The sequence below is a fragment of the Pseudomonas sp. B14-6 genome, from assembly GCF_013260315.1.
In the GTDB taxonomy this organism is placed as follows: Bacteria; Pseudomonadota; Gammaproteobacteria; order Pseudomonadales; family Pseudomonadaceae; genus Aquipseudomonas; species Aquipseudomonas mandelii.
Map to the genome: position 1 here is coordinate 2,360,810 of NZ_CP053929.1, position 15,357 is coordinate 2,376,166.

General features: G+C 60.8%; 11 protein-coding genes. 6 read left to right on the plus strand and 5 right to left on the minus strand.

Going from position 1 to position 15,357, the window contains the following annotated elements; all coding sequences use genetic code 11:
• Positions 1–109 precede the first annotated feature (109 nt).
• Together xdhC and guaD are read left to right on the plus strand one after the other, a co-directional pair.
• Positions 110–955 (plus strand): xanthine dehydrogenase accessory protein XdhC, encoded by an 846-nt coding sequence (xdhC, locus tag HP062_RS10715; RefSeq protein WP_010456471.1) that lies wholly within the window; start codon positions 110–112, stop codon positions 953–955.
• Positions 956–963: 8 nt separating this feature from the next.
• Positions 964–2,268 carry a guanine deaminase gene (gene guaD, locus HP062_RS10720; protein ID WP_172791395.1) on the plus strand — a complete coding sequence of 435 codons (1,305 nt, stop codon included), beginning with the start codon at positions 964–966 and terminating at the stop codon, positions 2,266–2,268.
• Positions 2,269–2,423: 155 nt separating this feature from the next.
• Here guaD and HP062_RS10725 read toward each other — a convergent pair whose 3' ends face one another.
• Positions 2,424–3,188: a GntR family transcriptional regulator gene (locus tag HP062_RS10725; RefSeq protein ID WP_010456474.1), complete on the minus strand. Its 765-nt coding sequence runs from the start codon at positions 3,186–3,188 to the stop codon at positions 2,424–2,426.
• Positions 3,189–3,548: 360 nt separating this feature from the next.
• On the opposite strand from HP062_RS10725, the gene HP062_RS10730 reads away from it, so the two are divergent.
• Positions 3,549–4,739 (plus strand): benzoate/H(+) symporter BenE family transporter, encoded by a 1,191-nt coding sequence (locus tag HP062_RS10730; RefSeq protein WP_077748202.1) that lies wholly within the window; start codon positions 3,549–3,551, stop codon positions 4,737–4,739.
• Positions 4,740–4,832: 93 nt separating this feature from the next.
• Here HP062_RS10730 and HP062_RS10735 read toward each other — a convergent pair whose 3' ends face one another.
• Positions 4,833–5,177, minus strand: coding sequence for a YggL family protein (locus HP062_RS10735; RefSeq protein WP_007896965.1), 345 nt, complete (start codon positions 5,175–5,177; stop codon positions 4,833–4,835).
• Between the two features lie 234 nt (positions 5,178–5,411).
• On the opposite strand from HP062_RS10735, the gene dacB reads away from it, so the two are divergent.
• Entirely contained in the window at positions 5,412–6,872 is a 1,461-nt protein-coding gene (gene dacB / locus HP062_RS10740; RefSeq protein WP_010456483.1) for a D-alanyl-D-alanine carboxypeptidase/D-alanyl-D-alanine-endopeptidase, read from the plus strand.
• A gap of 134 nt (positions 6,873–7,006) precedes the next feature.
• Here dacB and HP062_RS10745 read toward each other — a convergent pair whose 3' ends face one another.
• Positions 7,007–9,409, minus strand: a complete 2,403-nt coding sequence (locus HP062_RS10745) for a diguanylate cyclase (RefSeq protein WP_083376062.1) — start codon at positions 9,407–9,409, stop codon at positions 7,007–7,009.
• 141 nt (positions 9,410–9,550) lie between these two features.
• A complete protein-coding gene (gene rlmKL, locus HP062_RS10750) occupies positions 9,551–11,827 on the minus strand; it encodes a bifunctional 23S rRNA (guanine(2069)-N(7))-methyltransferase RlmK/23S rRNA (guanine(2445)-N(2))-methyltransferase RlmL (RefSeq protein ID WP_010456487.1) in 2,277 nt (758 codons plus the stop codon).
• Between the two features lie 531 nt (positions 11,828–12,358).
• On the opposite strand from rlmKL, the gene rmf reads away from it, so the two are divergent.
• On the plus strand, positions 12,359–12,574 hold the full coding sequence (gene rmf / locus HP062_RS10755; RefSeq protein ID WP_003223300.1) for a ribosome modulation factor: 216 nt from the start codon (positions 12,359–12,361) through the stop codon (positions 12,572–12,574).
• A 314-nt stretch (positions 12,575–12,888) separates the two neighbouring features.
• On the opposite strand, the gene HP062_RS10760 is transcribed toward rmf, so the two are convergent.
• Positions 12,889–13,908 carry a quinone-dependent dihydroorotate dehydrogenase gene (locus HP062_RS10760; protein ID WP_010456498.1) on the minus strand — a complete coding sequence of 340 codons (1,020 nt, stop codon included), beginning with the start codon at positions 13,906–13,908 and terminating at the stop codon, positions 12,889–12,891.
• Between the two features lie 231 nt (positions 13,909–14,139).
• Here HP062_RS10760 and HP062_RS10765 point away from each other — a divergent pair, with 231 nt between their 5' ends.
• On the plus strand, positions 14,140–15,351 hold the full coding sequence (locus HP062_RS10765; protein WP_010456499.1) for a CmpA/NrtA family ABC transporter substrate-binding protein: 1,212 nt from the start codon (positions 14,140–14,142) through the stop codon (positions 15,349–15,351).
• Positions 15,352–15,357: the final 6 nt, after the last annotated feature.

Below are 15,357 nucleotides of genomic sequence, written 5' to 3' on the forward strand. Positions count from 1 at the left end.
GCGCGCCCTTCGCGAGCAGGCTCGCTCCCACAGTTGATCGCATTCCCCTGTAGGAGTGGGCTTGCCCGCGAAGAGTCCCGAACAGACAACAAAGATGTCGAGGTGAAACATGTACAACTGGATCGACGCCCTCGCCGACCTGCAATCCCAGGGTGAACCCTGCGTGCTGGTGACCATCATCGAAGAGCTCGGCTCGACGCCGCGCAATGCCGGATCGAAAATGGTCATCAGCGCCACCCAGGCCTACGACACCATCGGTGGCGGGCACCTGGAATACAAGGCCATGCAGATCGGCCGCGAGATGCTGGCCAGCGGCAAGCAGGACACGCACCTGGAGCGCTTCAGCCTCGGCGCCAGCCTCGGCCAGTGCTGCGGCGGCGTGACCGTGCTGCTGTTCGAACCGATGGGCCAGGTCCAGGCGCAAATCGCTGTGTTCGGCGCCGGCCATGTCGGCCGGGCGCTGGTGCCGCTGCTCGCCAGCCTGCCCTGCCGGGTGCGCTGGATCGATTCGCGGGAAGCGGAATTCCCCGAGCAGATCCCCCACGGCGTGCGCAAAATCGTCGCCGAAGAACCGGTGGATGAAATCGACAATCTGCCCGCCGGCAGCTACTGCATCGTCATGACCCACAACCACCAGCTCGATCTCGAACTCACCGCCGCGATCCTCAAGCGCAACGACTTCGCCTACTTCGGCCTGATCGGTTCGAAAACCAAACGGGTGAAGTTCGAACACCGCCTGCGGGACCGTGGTTTCGACAGCGCCGTGCTGCAACGCATGCGCTGCCCGATGGGCATCGGCGAAGTCAAAGGCAAGTTGCCTGTGGAAATCGCCATCTCCATCGCCGGCGAAATCATCGCCACCTATAACGCCAGTTTCGGCCAGCAAACTGCCCGCGCCGGATCATCGATCGCCAAACTGCTGCCTGCATCACGCCGCAGCCAAGCCTCCCACTGAGAAAGCTCATGCCTCTGACTCGCAAAGCCTACCGCGCCGCCATCCTGCACAGCATCGCCGACCCCGCCGAAGTGGGCATCGAAGCCTCGTATGAGTATTTCGAAGACGGCCTGCTGGTGGTCGATAACGGCCAGATAAGTGCCCTTGGTCACGCCAGCGACTTGCTGCCGACCCTGCCAGCCGATATCGAGATCACTCATTACCAGGACGCGCTGATCACCCCGGGTTTCATCGACACTCACATTCATTTACCGCAAACCGGCATGGTCGGCGCTTACGGCGAGCAGCTGCTGGACTGGCTCAACACTTACACCTTCCCGTGTGAAAGCCAGTTCGCTGACAAGACTCACGCTGATGAAGTCGCGGACATTTTCATCAAGGAACTGCTGCGTAACGGCACCACCACGGCGCTGGTGTTCGGCAGCGTCCACCCGCAATCGGTGAACTCGTTTTTTGAAGCCGCCGAGCAGCTGGACCTGCGGATGATCGCCGGCAAGGTGATGATGGACCGCAACGCCCCGGACTACCTGACCGATACCGCCGAATCCAGCTACGTGGAAAGCAAGGCGCTGATTGAGCGCTGGCATGGTAAGGGCCGCCTGCATTACGCGGTGACCCCGCGCTTCGCCCCCACCAGCACCCCGGAACAACTGACCCTCGCCGGCCAGTTGCTCAGCGAGTACCCCGACCTGTACATGCAGACCCACATCAGCGAAAACCTCAAGGAAATCGAGTGGGTCAAGGAACTGTTCCCCGAGCGCAAGGGCTACCTCGACGTTTACGACCACTACCAATTGCTCGGCGAGCGCTCGGTATTCGCCCACGGCGTGCACCTGTGCGATGACGAGTGCGCGCGGCTGGCGCAGACGGGTTCGGCGATTGCTTTCTGCCCGACCTCGAACTTCTTCCTCGGCAGCGGCCTGTTCAATTTGCCGATGGCCGAGAAGCACAAACTCAATGTCGGCCTGGGCACCGACGTGGGCGGCGGTACCAGTTTCTCGCTGCTGCAAACGTTGAACGAAGCCTACAAGGTCATGCAGCTGCAAGGTGCGCGCCTGAGTCCGTTCAAATCGCTGTACCTGGCGACCCTGGGCGGTGCGCGTGCGCTGCGCCTGGAAGACAAGATCGGCACGCTGCATCCGGGCACCGACGCGGACTTCCTGGTGCTGGACTACAACGCCACGCCGCTGCTGAGCTATCGCTTGAAGCAAGCCAATAACATTGCCGAGACGTTGTTTGTATTGATGACGCTGGGGGATGACCGGACTGTGCTGCAGACCTATGCGGCGGGGAATCAGGTGCATCAGCGCTAAGCTATTCCGGGCATAAAAAATCCCCCGCAATCGATGGTTGCGGGGGATTTTTTTTGCTTTTGAAGCCGCCTTCGCGGGCAAGCCTCGCTCCTACAGGTTTAACGCGAAGCCCTTGTAGGAGCGAGGCTTGCCCGCGAAGGCCGCACCTCGATCTTTCAGAGCTTGACCGCTGGCCGCCCTGGCTTTTTGGTCTGCAATAAATGCGAGAACACCGCATGCAAATCATCCGACGCGCTTTCCTCGTCGAGGTTGAGTTTGCTGTCGATGTGATCCATGTGATGCATCATCAGGTTCACCGCCAACTCGCCGTTGCGCGCTTCGATGGCGTCGATCAGTTGGGTGTGCTCGTCGTAGGAACAGTGGGAGCGGTTGCCGCTTTCGTACTGGGCGATGATCAACGACGTCTGGGACACCAGGCTGCGCTGAAAGCTGATCAGCGGCGCATTCTTCGCCGCTTCCGCCAGCTTCAGGTGGAATTCGCCCGACAGGCGGATGCCGGCACCGCGATCGCCACGGGAGAAGCTGTCGCGCTCATCGTTGACCATTTGCCGCAACTCGGCAATCTGCTCGGCAGTCGCGTGTTGAACCGCCAGTTCAGTGATCGCCCGCTCCACCAGACGCCGCGCCAGGAACACCTGACGGGCCTCTTCAACACTGGGGCTGGCAACCACGGCGCCACGGTTCGGACGCAGCAGCACGACGCCTTCATGAGCCAGGCGCGACAGCGCACGGCGAATGATGGTGCGACTGACCCCGAAAATTTCCCCCAGCGCTTCTTCGCTCAACTTGGTGCCGGGCGCCAGACGCTGTTCGAGGATGGCCTCGAAGATATGCGCGTAGACAATATCGTCCTGGGTACCGCTGCGGCCGGCTTTGCCTGCTCGCGGTTGTTTCTTTAGGGGCTGCAACTGTTCGTTCATGGGCACTCGAGTCGGGAGAACTGCGGCGAATTGACCGTGACTGTAATACGGCACAGTGGGTCGCTGGCAAGTATCGCGTAATAAACAGCGCGATTGTACACAATGGATGGTGGCAACACGACTGTACGGCTGTTTGTCGCTTCTGCTGTATCGCAACGGTTGGTTACTTTTGAGTTTAGGCTTGATCCCGGAATTCGCCGCTTCCACATAATCCCTTGTAGGAGCGAGGCTTGCCCGCGAAGGCGTCCTATCATTCAACTTTGATGTCGACCGGTACGACGCCTTCGCGGGCAAGCCTCGCTCCTGCACGGGGGTCGGCGGCGCTTCGGCATTTTTACCAGAACAAGGAACACCGCTGTCATGAACGACGCCACGCACACGCAGCTTCGCCCCTTGGCCGATACGTCACCGTCGGCGATTGTCGCCGGCTTCATCGCGATGATGACCGGCTACACCAGCTCCCTGGTCCTGATGTTTCAAGCCGGACAAGCGGCGGGCCTGACCAGCGGGCAGATTTCGTCGTGGATCTGGGCGATCTCGATTGGCATGGCGGTGTGCTCGATCGGCCTGTCCCTGCGTTATCGCACGCCGATCACCATCGCCTGGTCGACCCCTGGCGCGGCGTTGTTGATCACCAGCCTGGGCGGCGTGAGTTACGGCGAGGCCATTGGCGCCTACATCACGTGCGCAGTGCTGGTGACGATTTGCGGCCTGACCGGCAGCTTCGAACGGCTGGTGAGAAAGATTCCGGCATCATTGGCCGCCGCCCTGTTGGCGGGGATTCTGTTCAAGATTGGCAGTGAAATCTTCGTCGCCGCGCAGCATCGCACCGGGCTGGTGCTGGGAATGTTCTTCACTTATCTGCTGGTCAAGCGCCTGTCGCCTCGCTACGCGGTGCTCGCAGCGTTGCTGATCGGCACGGCGCTGTCCGGGTTCATGGGGCTGCTGGACTTCAGCGGTTTCCATCTGGAGGTGGCAACGCCGGTCTGGACCACGCCGCACTTCTCCCTGGCCGCGACCATCAGCATCGGTATTCCGTTATTTGTGGTGGCGATGACTTCGCAGAATATGCCCGGCATCGCGGTATTGCGCGCCGACGGCTACACCGTGCCCGCCTCGCCATTGATCACCACCACCGGCATCGCCTCGCTGCTGCTGGCGCCGTTCGGCTCCCACGGGATCAACCTGGCAGCCATCAGCGCGGCGATCTGCACCGGGCCGCATGCCCATGAGGATCGCAACAAGCGCTACACGGCGGCGGTCTGGTGCGGGATTTTCTACGGGATTGCCGGGGTGTTCGGCGCAACGCTGGCAGCGTTGTTTGCGGCGCTGCCTAAAGAGCTGGTGCTGTCGATTGCGGCGCTGGCACTGTTCGGCTCGATCATCAATGGCCTGAGCATTGCCATGACCGAAGTGAAAGAGCGGGAGGCGGCGTTGATTACCTTTATGGTCACGGCGTCGGGGCTGACGCTGTTTTCCATTGGGTCGGCGTTCTGGGGGATTGTCGCGGGGGTGTTGACGCTGGTGATTCTGAATTGGCGCAAGGGCTGAGGGACCCGACATCGACTTCGCAGGCCAAGCCATGCACCTGCAAAAAGCAGGCATAAAAAAACGGCGACCTTTGGGTCGCCGTTTTTCATGACATCAAGCTACCGGATTGATCGGCTTTTCCGGGTACCAGACGTCGATCAGCGGGCTGACGGTTGCTTCGGTCAGTTCGCTGCGGCCCTTGAGCCAGGCTTCAACAGCAGCGCGCTGCTCTTCGGACACCGAGCCACGCTTCTGCAGGCAAACCAGACCGAAGTCGTCGCCGCCAACATAACCCAGACCGTTGGCTTCCATGGCTTCTTTCAGGAACGCGTCGAGGAAAGCATCAATGGCTTCATCAGCCAAATCTTCTTTGAAATCCAGGTTCAGTTCGAAACCCAGCTCTTGAAATTCATCGACGCACAGTTTTTTGCGCAGACGCTGGGAACGGTTAGTCGCCATTGGAACAATCCTCATAAGTAATAACGGGCGGCACTTTAGCAGTTTAAGCCGCTAATTGCCCGACTCTCTGGGGCGCGTCGCTGACCGTCGGTAAAAAAATTGCGGATTAGAAGGCCACGGCAAGGCACAAGCCGTTGCACCTTGGGGCATAATGCCGACACTTTCATGACCACTGAGGGAATTTATCTTCATGCCCTCGCCTTTTTTCCCCTCGAATGCAGGGTTCAATTTCACATGATCAAATCTTTGCGTCCCTTGTTACTGGCCGGCTTCCTTCTTCCTCTGGCCTTCTCCGTTTCCGCCGCCACCATCAACACCGGTCTGTCACCCAACGTAGAAAAGGCCCTGAAGGCCAGCAAGCTTCCGGACAACGCCCTGTCGCTGGTGATGATCCCGCTGAACGGCCCGGGTACACCGACCATTTACAACGCTGACGTTTCGGTCAACCCGGCCTCGACCATGAAGCTGGTAACCACCTATGCGGCGCTGGAAATGCTCGGCCCGAACCATCAGTGGAAAACCGAGTTCTACACCGACGGCACCCTCAGCGGCGGCATCCTCAACGGCAACCTCTACCTCAAGGGTGGCGGCGATCCGAAACTGAACATGGAAAAACTCTGGCTGCTGATGCGTGATTTGCGCGCCAACGGCGTGACGCAAATCACCGGCGACCTGGTGTTGGATCGTGGCTTCTTCGTGCAACCGCAACTGCCGGAATTCAACGACGATGGCAATGACGACAACAAGCCGTTCCTGGTCAAGCCTGATTCGCTGATGGTCAACCTCAAGGCCTTGCGCTTCGTGGCACGCAACGACAATGGCCGGGTCCTGGTGTCGGTGGAACCGCCGATTGCCAGCATCAAAGTTGAAAACCAGGTCAAAGCAGTCAATTCCAAGCAATGTACCGGTGGCGTGCGTTACAACCCGGTGACCCAGGCCGATGGCAGCGTGACTGTGACGGTCGGCGGTCAGTTGGGCGAAGGCTGCAGCTCGCAGACTTATCTGTCGCTGCTTGACCACGCCACCTATACCGCGGGTGCCGTGCGGGCGATCTGGAAAGAACTGGGTGGCAGCATCCAGGGCAGGGACCGTCTGGCGCCAACGCCGAGCAACGCCAAGGTGCTGGCCCGGGCCTACTCGCCGGATCTGGCGGAAATCATTCGCGACATCAACAAATACAGCAACAACACCATGGCTCAGCAGTTGTTCCTGAGCCTGGGCCAGAAATTCCGCACCGACGCCGACGGTGACGACGCCAGGGCTGCCCAGCGTGTGGTGCGTCAGTGGCTGGCGAAGAAAGGCATCACCGCGCCGCACCTGGTGATGGAGAACGGCTCCGGCCTGTCTCGCGCCGAACGCGTGAGCGCTCGTGAAATGGCGGCGATGCTGCAAGCTGCGTGGCGCAGTCCCTACTCCGCCGAGTTCATCAGCTCGATGCCGATTGCTGGCACCGACGGCACCATGCGTAAACGCCTGAAAACCACGGCGATGCGCGGCGAAGCTCACGTCAAGACCGGCACCCTGAACACCGTGCGCGCGATCTCCGGTTACAGCCGTGACGTCAACGGCAACACTTGGGCGGTGGTGGCGATCCTCAACGACAAGGCCCCGTTTGGCGCATCGTCGGTGCTGGATCAGGTGCTGCTGGACCTGTATCGCCAGCCGAAAGTGCCGGAAACGGCTTCGGTGCTCTGACCCGATCTACACGACACCACAGATCCAATGCAGGAACGAGCCTGCTCGCGATGACGGCGGCACATCCAGTAATGATGTGACTGACAGACCGCCATCGCGAGCAGGCTCACGCCCACAGGGGTCAGCATGAAGGCTTAGTTCATCTCTGCTTCAACGCGATCCCGTCCCGCCTGCTTCGCCGCATAAACCCCAGAATCCGCCCGCAGCAACAGCGCATCCGCGCCCTCCCCGACTCGCCAACTGGCGATCCCGAAACTCGCGGTCACGACCCCGACGCCTTCGATCGGTGAACTGCGCAAGGCTTGCCACAGTTGCAAGGCCAGCACGTGAGCCTGTTCGCCGCCGATGTCCGGGCACAGCACCATGAATTCCTCGCCACCCAGGCGGCAGAACACGTCGGTACGTCGCAGACGATGGCCGATGCGCTCGCACACGGCCTGCAACACCCGATCACCCACGGCGTGGCCATGCTGGTCATTGATGCGCTTGAAGTGGTCGATGTCGAGCATGATCACCGACAACTCGCCACCCCCGCGCTCGACCCGGGCCATTTCGGTGGTCAGGCGCTCTTGAAAGTAACGGCGGTTGTGAATTCCGGTCAGGGAGTCGGTGATCGACAGCGCCCGCAGTTCTTCTTCCACCCGTTTCAGGTCGGAAATGTCCGAGATATAGCCATGCCAGAGCACGCCGCCGCCCGGCAGTTCCTCCGGGGTCGCCTCGCCGCGAACCCAGCGCAGACCGCGCTGCGGCAGTTGTACCCGGTACTCCTCGCGCCACGGGCTGAGCGTATTCGCCGATGCGCGTATCGAGTCGCGAACGCGGGTTGTGTCCTGGGGATGAATCCGCGTGAAAATCGCTTCGGCGTTGAGCAGCAAAACGTCCGGCTCGAGTTCATAGATCTCGCGAATCCCGTCGCTGGCGTAGATCACACTGAATCGGCCGTCGAATTCCATCTTGAATTGATAAATGCCACCGGGCACATGGGCGCTGAGCTTTTTCAGCAACAGGTCTCGGGCGGCCAGGGCCTCGTGGACACGCTTGCGTTCGGTGATGTCGATGCAGATCGCCAGATGCCCGACCCACAGGCCTTGCTCGTCGAGCACCGGGGTCGCGAGCATGTTCACGGTCAAATGGCTGCCGTCCTGACGGACCAGCGTCCACTCCCGCGCTTCATGACCGCCCTCTTCTCCACCTTCGACCAACATCGCCTGGCAGGTCGGAATCGGCTTGCCATAGCGCGCACTCAATTCCGCCGAGCGTGCGACCAGCTCTCGGGGAAAGTGAAGGTTTTCCAGGGTCATGCGCCCCACCACTTCCGCGCTGGAGTACCCCAGCATTTGCTCGGCCCCGGCGTTGAAGGTGTTGATGACACCTCGCAGGTCGGTGGCGATGATCGCCACTTGCGTCGCAGCATCCAGCACGCCGCGCAACTGGCCGTGAGTGCCACGCAATTCCTGCTCGCGGGCGTGCAGCTCCTGGGTGCGCTGCTCGACCATTTTCAGTGCGCGCTGGCGTTGGCTGACCAGCACGTAGAGCAACGCACTGAGCAGCACACTGAGCAAGCCACCGAGCACCACCAGGCTGGTCACCGAGGAATGGTTGGCTTTCAGAAAGGCTTCGCTGGGCAGGATATCGACTTGATAATCGTGGTCGGCCATACGCAACAGGCGTGTCGCGGACAATTCACTGGGCGCAGGCGGGTTAGAGGACTCGTAAAGCACTTCATGCTGATCGTCGGTGGACAGATCGAGGATGCGTACCGAGAGATAGTCATAACTGGCCTCCGGCAACCCGTCCGCCAGCAACTGGCGCATGCTGATCACGGCCATGACATATCCGTAGGGTTTCATGTCCGCCGTCGCCGCATCACGCTGACGCTTCACCGGCGCCACCAGCAGCACACCTCGCGCATACGCCGGCTCGATGCCGACCAGATGCATCGGCTGCGAGACGGCCATACTGCCCAGTTTGTCCGCCCGATCAAGGGTGGCGCGGCGTAACGGCTGGGCAAACAAGTCGTACCCCAGCGGCGAGCCGAGTCGGCTTCGGGTCTGGCTGTAGCGCACCGCCACGTATTCATCCCGCTCGGCAGCCAATTGCAGCTGGCCCTCGGCATTGAGCTCACGCAGAGTGAAGTCGCTCAAACCGTCTTCTTCACGCACCTTGCGCTCGAACGCCGCCCGCTCGGCACGGGTGACCCGCGCCGCGAATGAATACGCCTGCGTGCGGTGCAGCAGCGGTTGGGTGTAACCGTCGAACTCCGCGCGGGAGACTGACTCGGAATTGGCGAAGAACCGGCGCAGGCCGTCGAGGCGCTGCTCCTGATCTTCGAAACGTTCTTCGATGCGGCTGTAGCGTTCGCTGGCGAGCAGCTGGAAACGTTGCCGTAATTGATGGTGATACAGATTCAGCGTCGACCAGGCCAGCAATCCAGTGAGAACCCCACCGACGAGCAATACCAGCAGCGCGACCAACCAGGCCGAGACATCTTCACTGATAAAACCCAGGATCTTGGGGCGCACGGCGTGCAACGACATAAACGCAACTCAAAACGCCAGGTGCGGGAAAGCCCATTGGCCATGCGTTGAGTTATAGCTATTAGCCATCAATTTGACCAGCACAGAAAGAAGCCAAGAGCCTTTAAAATCAAGGCTCTGTGGATCCAATCCCTGCAAGTGTCAACGAGCCGTGATTTTCCAGGCACGGTGGATCTTGCCATTACGGGCGAAATCCGGATCGATGGTCTGGGCGGTGATTTCTTCAACGGCATAACGCGCGCTGAGGTTTTCCTCGAGCGTGAACTTGCGGAAGTTGTTGGAGAAGTACAACACGCCACCGGGCGCCAGGCGCGCCATGGCCAGGTCGATCAACTGCACCTGGTCGCGCTGAACGTCGAATATCCCTTCCATGCGCTTGGAGTTGGAGAACGTCGGCGGGTCGATGAAGATCAGGTCGTACTCGTCACGGCAGGCATCGAGCCACGCCATCACGTCACCCTGCTCCAGACGGTTCTTGTCGGAGAAACCGTTCAGTGACAAGTTGCGACGCGCCCAGTCCAGGTAGGTTTTCGACAGGTCGACACTGGTGGTGCTGCGCGCGCCGCCCTTGGCCGCGTGAACGCTGGCGGTCGCGGTGTAGCAATACAGGTTGAGGAAGCGCTTGCCGGCCGCCTCTTTCTGGATACGCATACGCATCGGGCGGTGGTCGAGGAACAGTCCGGTGTCGAGGTAGTCGGTGAGGTTGACCAGCAGCTTCACGCCGCCTTCGTTAACCTCGACAAACTTGCCCTGGGCCGCTTGGCGTTCGTATTGCTTGGTGCCGCTCTGTCGCTCGCGGCGCTTGACCACCACGCGGCTCTTGTCGATGTTCAAGGCCTGCGGAATCGCCGCCAGGGCATCGAACATGCGCGCCGAGGCTTTTTCCGGGTCGATGGACTTCGGCGCAGCGTATTCCTGGACGTGGACCCAATCGTGATACAGGTCGATGGCCATGGAATATTCCGGCATGTCGGCATCGTAGACGCGGTAGCAATCAATGCCCTCGCGCTTGACCCACTTGCCCAACGCCTTGAGGTTCTTTTGCAGGCGGTTGGCGAACATCTGCCCGCCTTCGCTCAAGCGCGGTTGCTCGATCACTACCGGGGCCGGTTTGATCGGGTTGCCGTTCTTGTTGTACTTCTCGTATTTGCCCGGTGCTACGTCGTTGTCGGCGACTTCGACTTCGGCTTGAACTTGTTCGCGCTCGACCTGACGCTGTTCCGGGGTGCGACGCTCGCCGGTAACGAACTGGTCCGGCGTGACTTTGATCAGCAGCAATTTGCACGGCAAGGCGCCGTTCCAGAACGAATACTGTTTGTGGCTGCGGATGCCCATGCGCTTGCCCAGGTCCGGCGCGCCGGTGAACACCGCCGCTTCCCAGTTCAGGCAGGCCTGACGCAGACGCTCGCCAAGGTTCTGGTAGAGGTAGAGCAGGCTCGCCTCGTCGCCCAGACGCTCGCCATATGGCGGGTTGCAGATCACCAGACCTTTCTGGTTCTGGTCCGGACGTGGCTCGAACGTGCCGACTTCGCCCTGGTAGATCTTGATCCACTCGCTAAGGCCCGCACGTTCGACGTTGTTGCGGCCCGGTTGAATCAGGCGCGGATCGGCTTCGTAACCGCGAATCCACAGCGGTGGCTTGGCCAGGCCGGCGGCGGCGCGTTCGGTGGCTTCTTCGTGGAGCTTTTTCCACAGCGCCGGCACATGGCCGAGCCAGGCGGTGAAGCCCCACTGTTCGCGACGCAGGTTCGGCGCCATGTCGGCGGCGATCATCGCCGCTTCGACGAGGAACGTACCGACACCGCACATCGGGTCAGCCAGTGCGCCGCCTTCGGCCGCAATGCGTGGCCAGCCGGAACGGATCAGGATCGCGGCCGCGAGGTTTTCCTTCAGCGGCGCCGCGCCCTGCTGCAAACGATAACCGCGCTGGTGCAGGCTGTGACCGGAGAGGTCGAGGGAGAGAATCGCTTCGCCACGGTCCAGGCGCAGGTGAATGCGCAGGTCCGGGTTGAGCTTGTCGATGGACGGACGATCGCCCTGCGGAGTGCGCAGTTTGTCGACGATGGCGTCTTTGACTTTCAGGGCGCCGAAGTGCGTATTGTCGATGCCCGAGCCGTGGCCGCTGAACTCGACGGCCAGGGTGCCGTCATTGAGCATGTGGTCTTGCCACTCGATGTCGAGTACGCCGTGGTACAGGTCTTCGGCGTCCTTCATCGGGAAACGCTTGAGCACCAGCAGCACCCGGTTCGCCAGACGCGACCACAGGCACAGGCGATAAGCGGTTTCCATGGTGGCCATGCCGCGCACGGCAGAGGTGTGCTCACGTGCTTCTTCAAGGCCAAGCCCGACGGCTTCCTCGATCAGCAGGCCTTCAAGGCCTTTGGGACAAGTGAGGAAGATTTCGAATTGATCGGACATTGGAATCTCAGAGCCTTTAGCTAAGTGAACCGGCAACGCATTGCCGGCCCGGTTTTCAATCAGGCGCTTTTCTAAAAGAGCGCCCGCGTGGCACGAAGGTGTGCCGTCCCACCTGTGCTGCTCAGGTTAGAAGAGCTTAGATGCACAGGCAGATAAAAAAGTTGATGCAACAAAATGTCATAAGTCGACCCTTCGTCGAATAATCGTCCTGCTTAACAGGAGCCATTCTCACAAAGGATTAACTCCATCATTCTGTGGGGGGCCGATCATACAGGGCTTTGACCAAGAAACACGGGACAAACATCGAGTTACTTATGGCCTTAGCATCTTTATGGTTACGTTCTTATGACAAAACGATCATTCCCTCGATGTGACGCATTGGTTAGAACTCAACACAGGTTGACGCCGCAACGACGTCAACACCTTGGCTCGCGACGCCGGCAGCGAGCCCCAACGGCAGGAGTTTTTTTCTGCCAGACCTCAATTGAGGTCGACGCGATAAATACAGTCAACAAGTGAGGGCAACACCCTATGAGAAGACTTAAGCGTGATCCGTTGGAAAGAGCATTTTTGCGCGGATATCAATATGGCGTTGGTGGCAAATCCCGTGAGCTTTGCCCATTTACTCTACCGTCGGTACGCCAAGCCTGGATTAACGGCTGGCGAGAAGGACGCGGCGACAACTGGGACGGTATGACCGGCACTGCGGGAATCCACAGACTCAACGAACTTCACGCCGTCGGCTAACACAGGGCACAACACTCCGACACGACAATCTGATTACGTAACGACTTACCACGCACGCCCCATCCGGGCGGCGGGCTCCGGCCCAGGGGCTCCTTCGAGGAGCCCTTTTTTATGCCCGCCAATTACCTGGAATCTGAACACTGCTTTTGTGGCGAGGGTGCTTGCTCCCGCTGGGCTGCGAAGCGGCCCCAGAACCAGTCACAACTCGGAGTGTCAGGTAAAACGCGGTTGCGGGGTTTACGACTGCTTCGCAGCCGCGCGGGAGCAAGCTCCCTCGCCACAAAAAACCTCAACGCCAGGACCTGCTCAGCCCTTCAGCGCAGCGCCGCGATGGCGTCGACGGACTCGCGAATCAGCGCCGGGCCTTTGTAGATGAAGCCGGAATAGAGCTGCACCAGGCTAGCACCCGCAGTGATTTTCTCAGCCGCATGCTTGCCTTCGGTGATGCCGCCCACGGCGATGATTGGCAAGCGACCCGCCAGTTCCGCCGCCAGTACCTTCACGGTGTGGGTGCTCTTGTCGCGAACCGGTGCGCCGGACAGACCGCCCGCCTCATCACCATGCTCCATGCCTTCAACGCCCACACGGCTCAGGGTGGTGTTGGTGGCAATCACTGCGTCCATCCCGGTTTCGATCAGCGCTTGCGCGACCTGAGCGGTTTCTTCATCGGTCATGTCCGGCGCGATCTTGATCGCCAGCGGCACATGTTTGCCGTGGCGCAGGGCCAGTTCCGCGCGACGGGTCGCCAGATCAGCCAGCAATTGCTTGAGCGAATCACCGAATTGCAGGCTGCGCAGGCCCGGGGTGTTCGGCGAGCTGACGTTGACCGTCACGTAGCTGGCGTGGGCATAGACCTTGTCCAGGCAGATCAGGTAATCGTCGACCGCGCGCTCAACCGGCGTATCGAAGTTCTTGCCGATGTTGATGCCCAGCACGCCCTTGTACTTGGCCGCCGCCACGCGTGCCAGCAGGTGATCGACGCCGAGGTTGTTGAACCCCATGCGGTTGATGATCGCCTCGGCCTCCGGCAGACGGAAAATCCGTGGCTTGGGGTTACCCGGCTGCGGACGCGGGGTGATGGTACCGATTTCGACAAAGCCGAAACCCAGCTGGGCAAACCCGTCGATGGCCGCACCATTCTTGTCCAGACCGGCCGCCAAACCTACCGGGTTCGGAAACTCCAGGCCCATGACGCTGACCGGCATTTTCGCCGGCGCCTTGCACAGCAGACTGTTGAGGCCCAAACGCCCGCCCGCGCCGATCAGGTCCAGGGACAGATCGTGGGAGGTTTCCGGGGAAAGTTTGAACAACAGCTGACGGGCCAGGGTGTACATGGGCGGTTTTGACTCGAATGGCGGCGAAATGAGGCGGCGATTATAGCCGGGCATCGGTGCCGCAAGCGAGGCGCGCAACAAAATCAGCGGACGATGGCATATGCCTTGCACCCTCACTGACATCAGCACTCATGCCAACGGCGGGATGAGTCGAAAGACAAAGGCGTCGTCACTTGGCCTTGCCCTGGCAAGCAGCCCGGTACGACGCTTTTTTTTGGAAGGTGTTTAACCATGAATGAAACCACAGCGGGCCCACTGGCCTGGGTCAATGGCAGCGATGCCCCGGAAAAGACTGAGATCAACCTCGGCTTCATGGCCCTGAGTGACTGTGCCTCGGTGGTGGTCGCGGCCACGCAGGGTTTCGCGCAGCCTTACGGCCTGACCCTGAACCTCAAGCGCCAGTCGTCCTGGGCCAACCTGCGGGACAAACTGGTCAGCGGCGAACTCGACGCCGCCCACAGCCTGTACGGCCTGATCTACGCCGTGCACCTGGGCATCGGCGGCGTGGCGCCGACCGACATGGCGGTGCTCATGGGCCTGAACCAGAACGGCCAGAGCATCAACCTTTCTCATGGCTTGCAGGCCTTGGGGGTGACCAGTCCTGAAGCACTGGACCGGCACGTGCACCAAAGTCGCCCAAAACTGACCTTCGCCCAGACATTTCCGACAGGCACCCACGCCATGTGGCTGTATTACTGGCTCGCGAGTCAGGGCATTCATCCGTTGCAGGACGTCGACAGCGTGGTGGTGCCACCACCACAGATGGTCGCGCACCTGCAAGCCGGACGCATCGACGGCTTCTGCGTCGGCGAACCGTGGTCCGCCAGCGCGGTGAAGCAGAATCTGGGGTTCACCATGGCAACGACCCAGACCATCTGGCCCGATCACCCGGAAAAAGTCCTCGGCTGCACTCGCGCCTTTGTCGAGCAGTACCCCAACACCGCCCGGGCGTTGGTGATGGCGATCCTCGAAGCCAGCCGCTTCATTGAAGACGGCAGCGAGAACCGCCGCAGCACCGCGAAGCTGTTGAGCGCGCCCGAATACCTTGATGCACCGCTCGATTGCATCGAACCGCGCTTGCTTGGCGACTACGCCGATGGCCTCGGCAATCGCTGGCAGGACCCGCACGCGCTGCGTTTCCATGCGGGCGGTGAGGTCAACGTGCCGTACTTGTCCGATGGTATGTGGTTCATGACCCAGTTCCGCCGCTGGGGCTTGTTGCGCGACGACCCGGATTACCTCGGCGTGGCCCGTGAGGTCCAGCAACTAGACTTGTATCGTGAGGCCGCCAGCGCAGTCGGTGTTGCCGCCGAGGGTGAGGACATGCGCAGCAGCCAATTGATCGACGGCAAAGTCTGGGACGGCTCCGACCCGACCGGCTATGCCCGCAGTTTCAAGCTGCACGCAATGAGCGAAAGCTCGCACCGAATCGCCAGCCGCTGACAGGAG

Bases quoted from the DNA above. Each gene is read 5' to 3' on its own strand.
- xdhC (WP_010456471.1), top strand. From the start codon at position 110: ATGTACAACTGGATCGACGCCCTCGCCGACCTGCAATCCCAGGGTGAA.
- guaD (WP_172791395.1), top strand. From the start codon at position 964: ATGCCTCTGACTCGCAAAGCCTACCGCGCCGCCATCCTGCACAGCATC.
- HP062_RS10725 (WP_010456474.1), bottom strand. From the start codon at position 3,188: ATGAACGAACAGTTGCAGCCCCTAAAGAAACAACCGCGAGCAGGCAAA.
- HP062_RS10730 (WP_077748202.1), top strand. From the start codon at position 3,549: ATGAACGACGCCACGCACACGCAGCTTCGCCCCTTGGCCGATACGTCA.
- HP062_RS10735 (WP_007896965.1), bottom strand. From the start codon at position 5,177: ATGGCGACTAACCGTTCCCAGCGTCTGCGCAAAAAACTGTGCGTCGAT.
- dacB (WP_010456483.1), top strand. From the start codon at position 5,412: ATGATCAAATCTTTGCGTCCCTTGTTACTGGCCGGCTTCCTTCTTCCT.
- HP062_RS10745 (WP_083376062.1), bottom strand. From the start codon at position 9,409: ATGTCGTTGCACGCCGTGCGCCCCAAGATCCTGGGTTTTATCAGTGAA.
- rlmKL (WP_010456487.1), bottom strand. From the start codon at position 11,827: ATGTCCGATCAATTCGAAATCTTCCTCACTTGTCCCAAAGGCCTTGAA.
- rmf (WP_003223300.1), top strand. From the start codon at position 12,359: ATGAGAAGACTTAAGCGTGATCCGTTGGAAAGAGCATTTTTGCGCGGA.
- HP062_RS10760 (WP_010456498.1), bottom strand. From the start codon at position 13,908: ATGTACACCCTGGCCCGTCAGCTGTTGTTCAAACTTTCCCCGGAAACC.
- HP062_RS10765 (WP_010456499.1), top strand. From the start codon at position 14,140: ATGAATGAAACCACAGCGGGCCCACTGGCCTGGGTCAATGGCAGCGAT.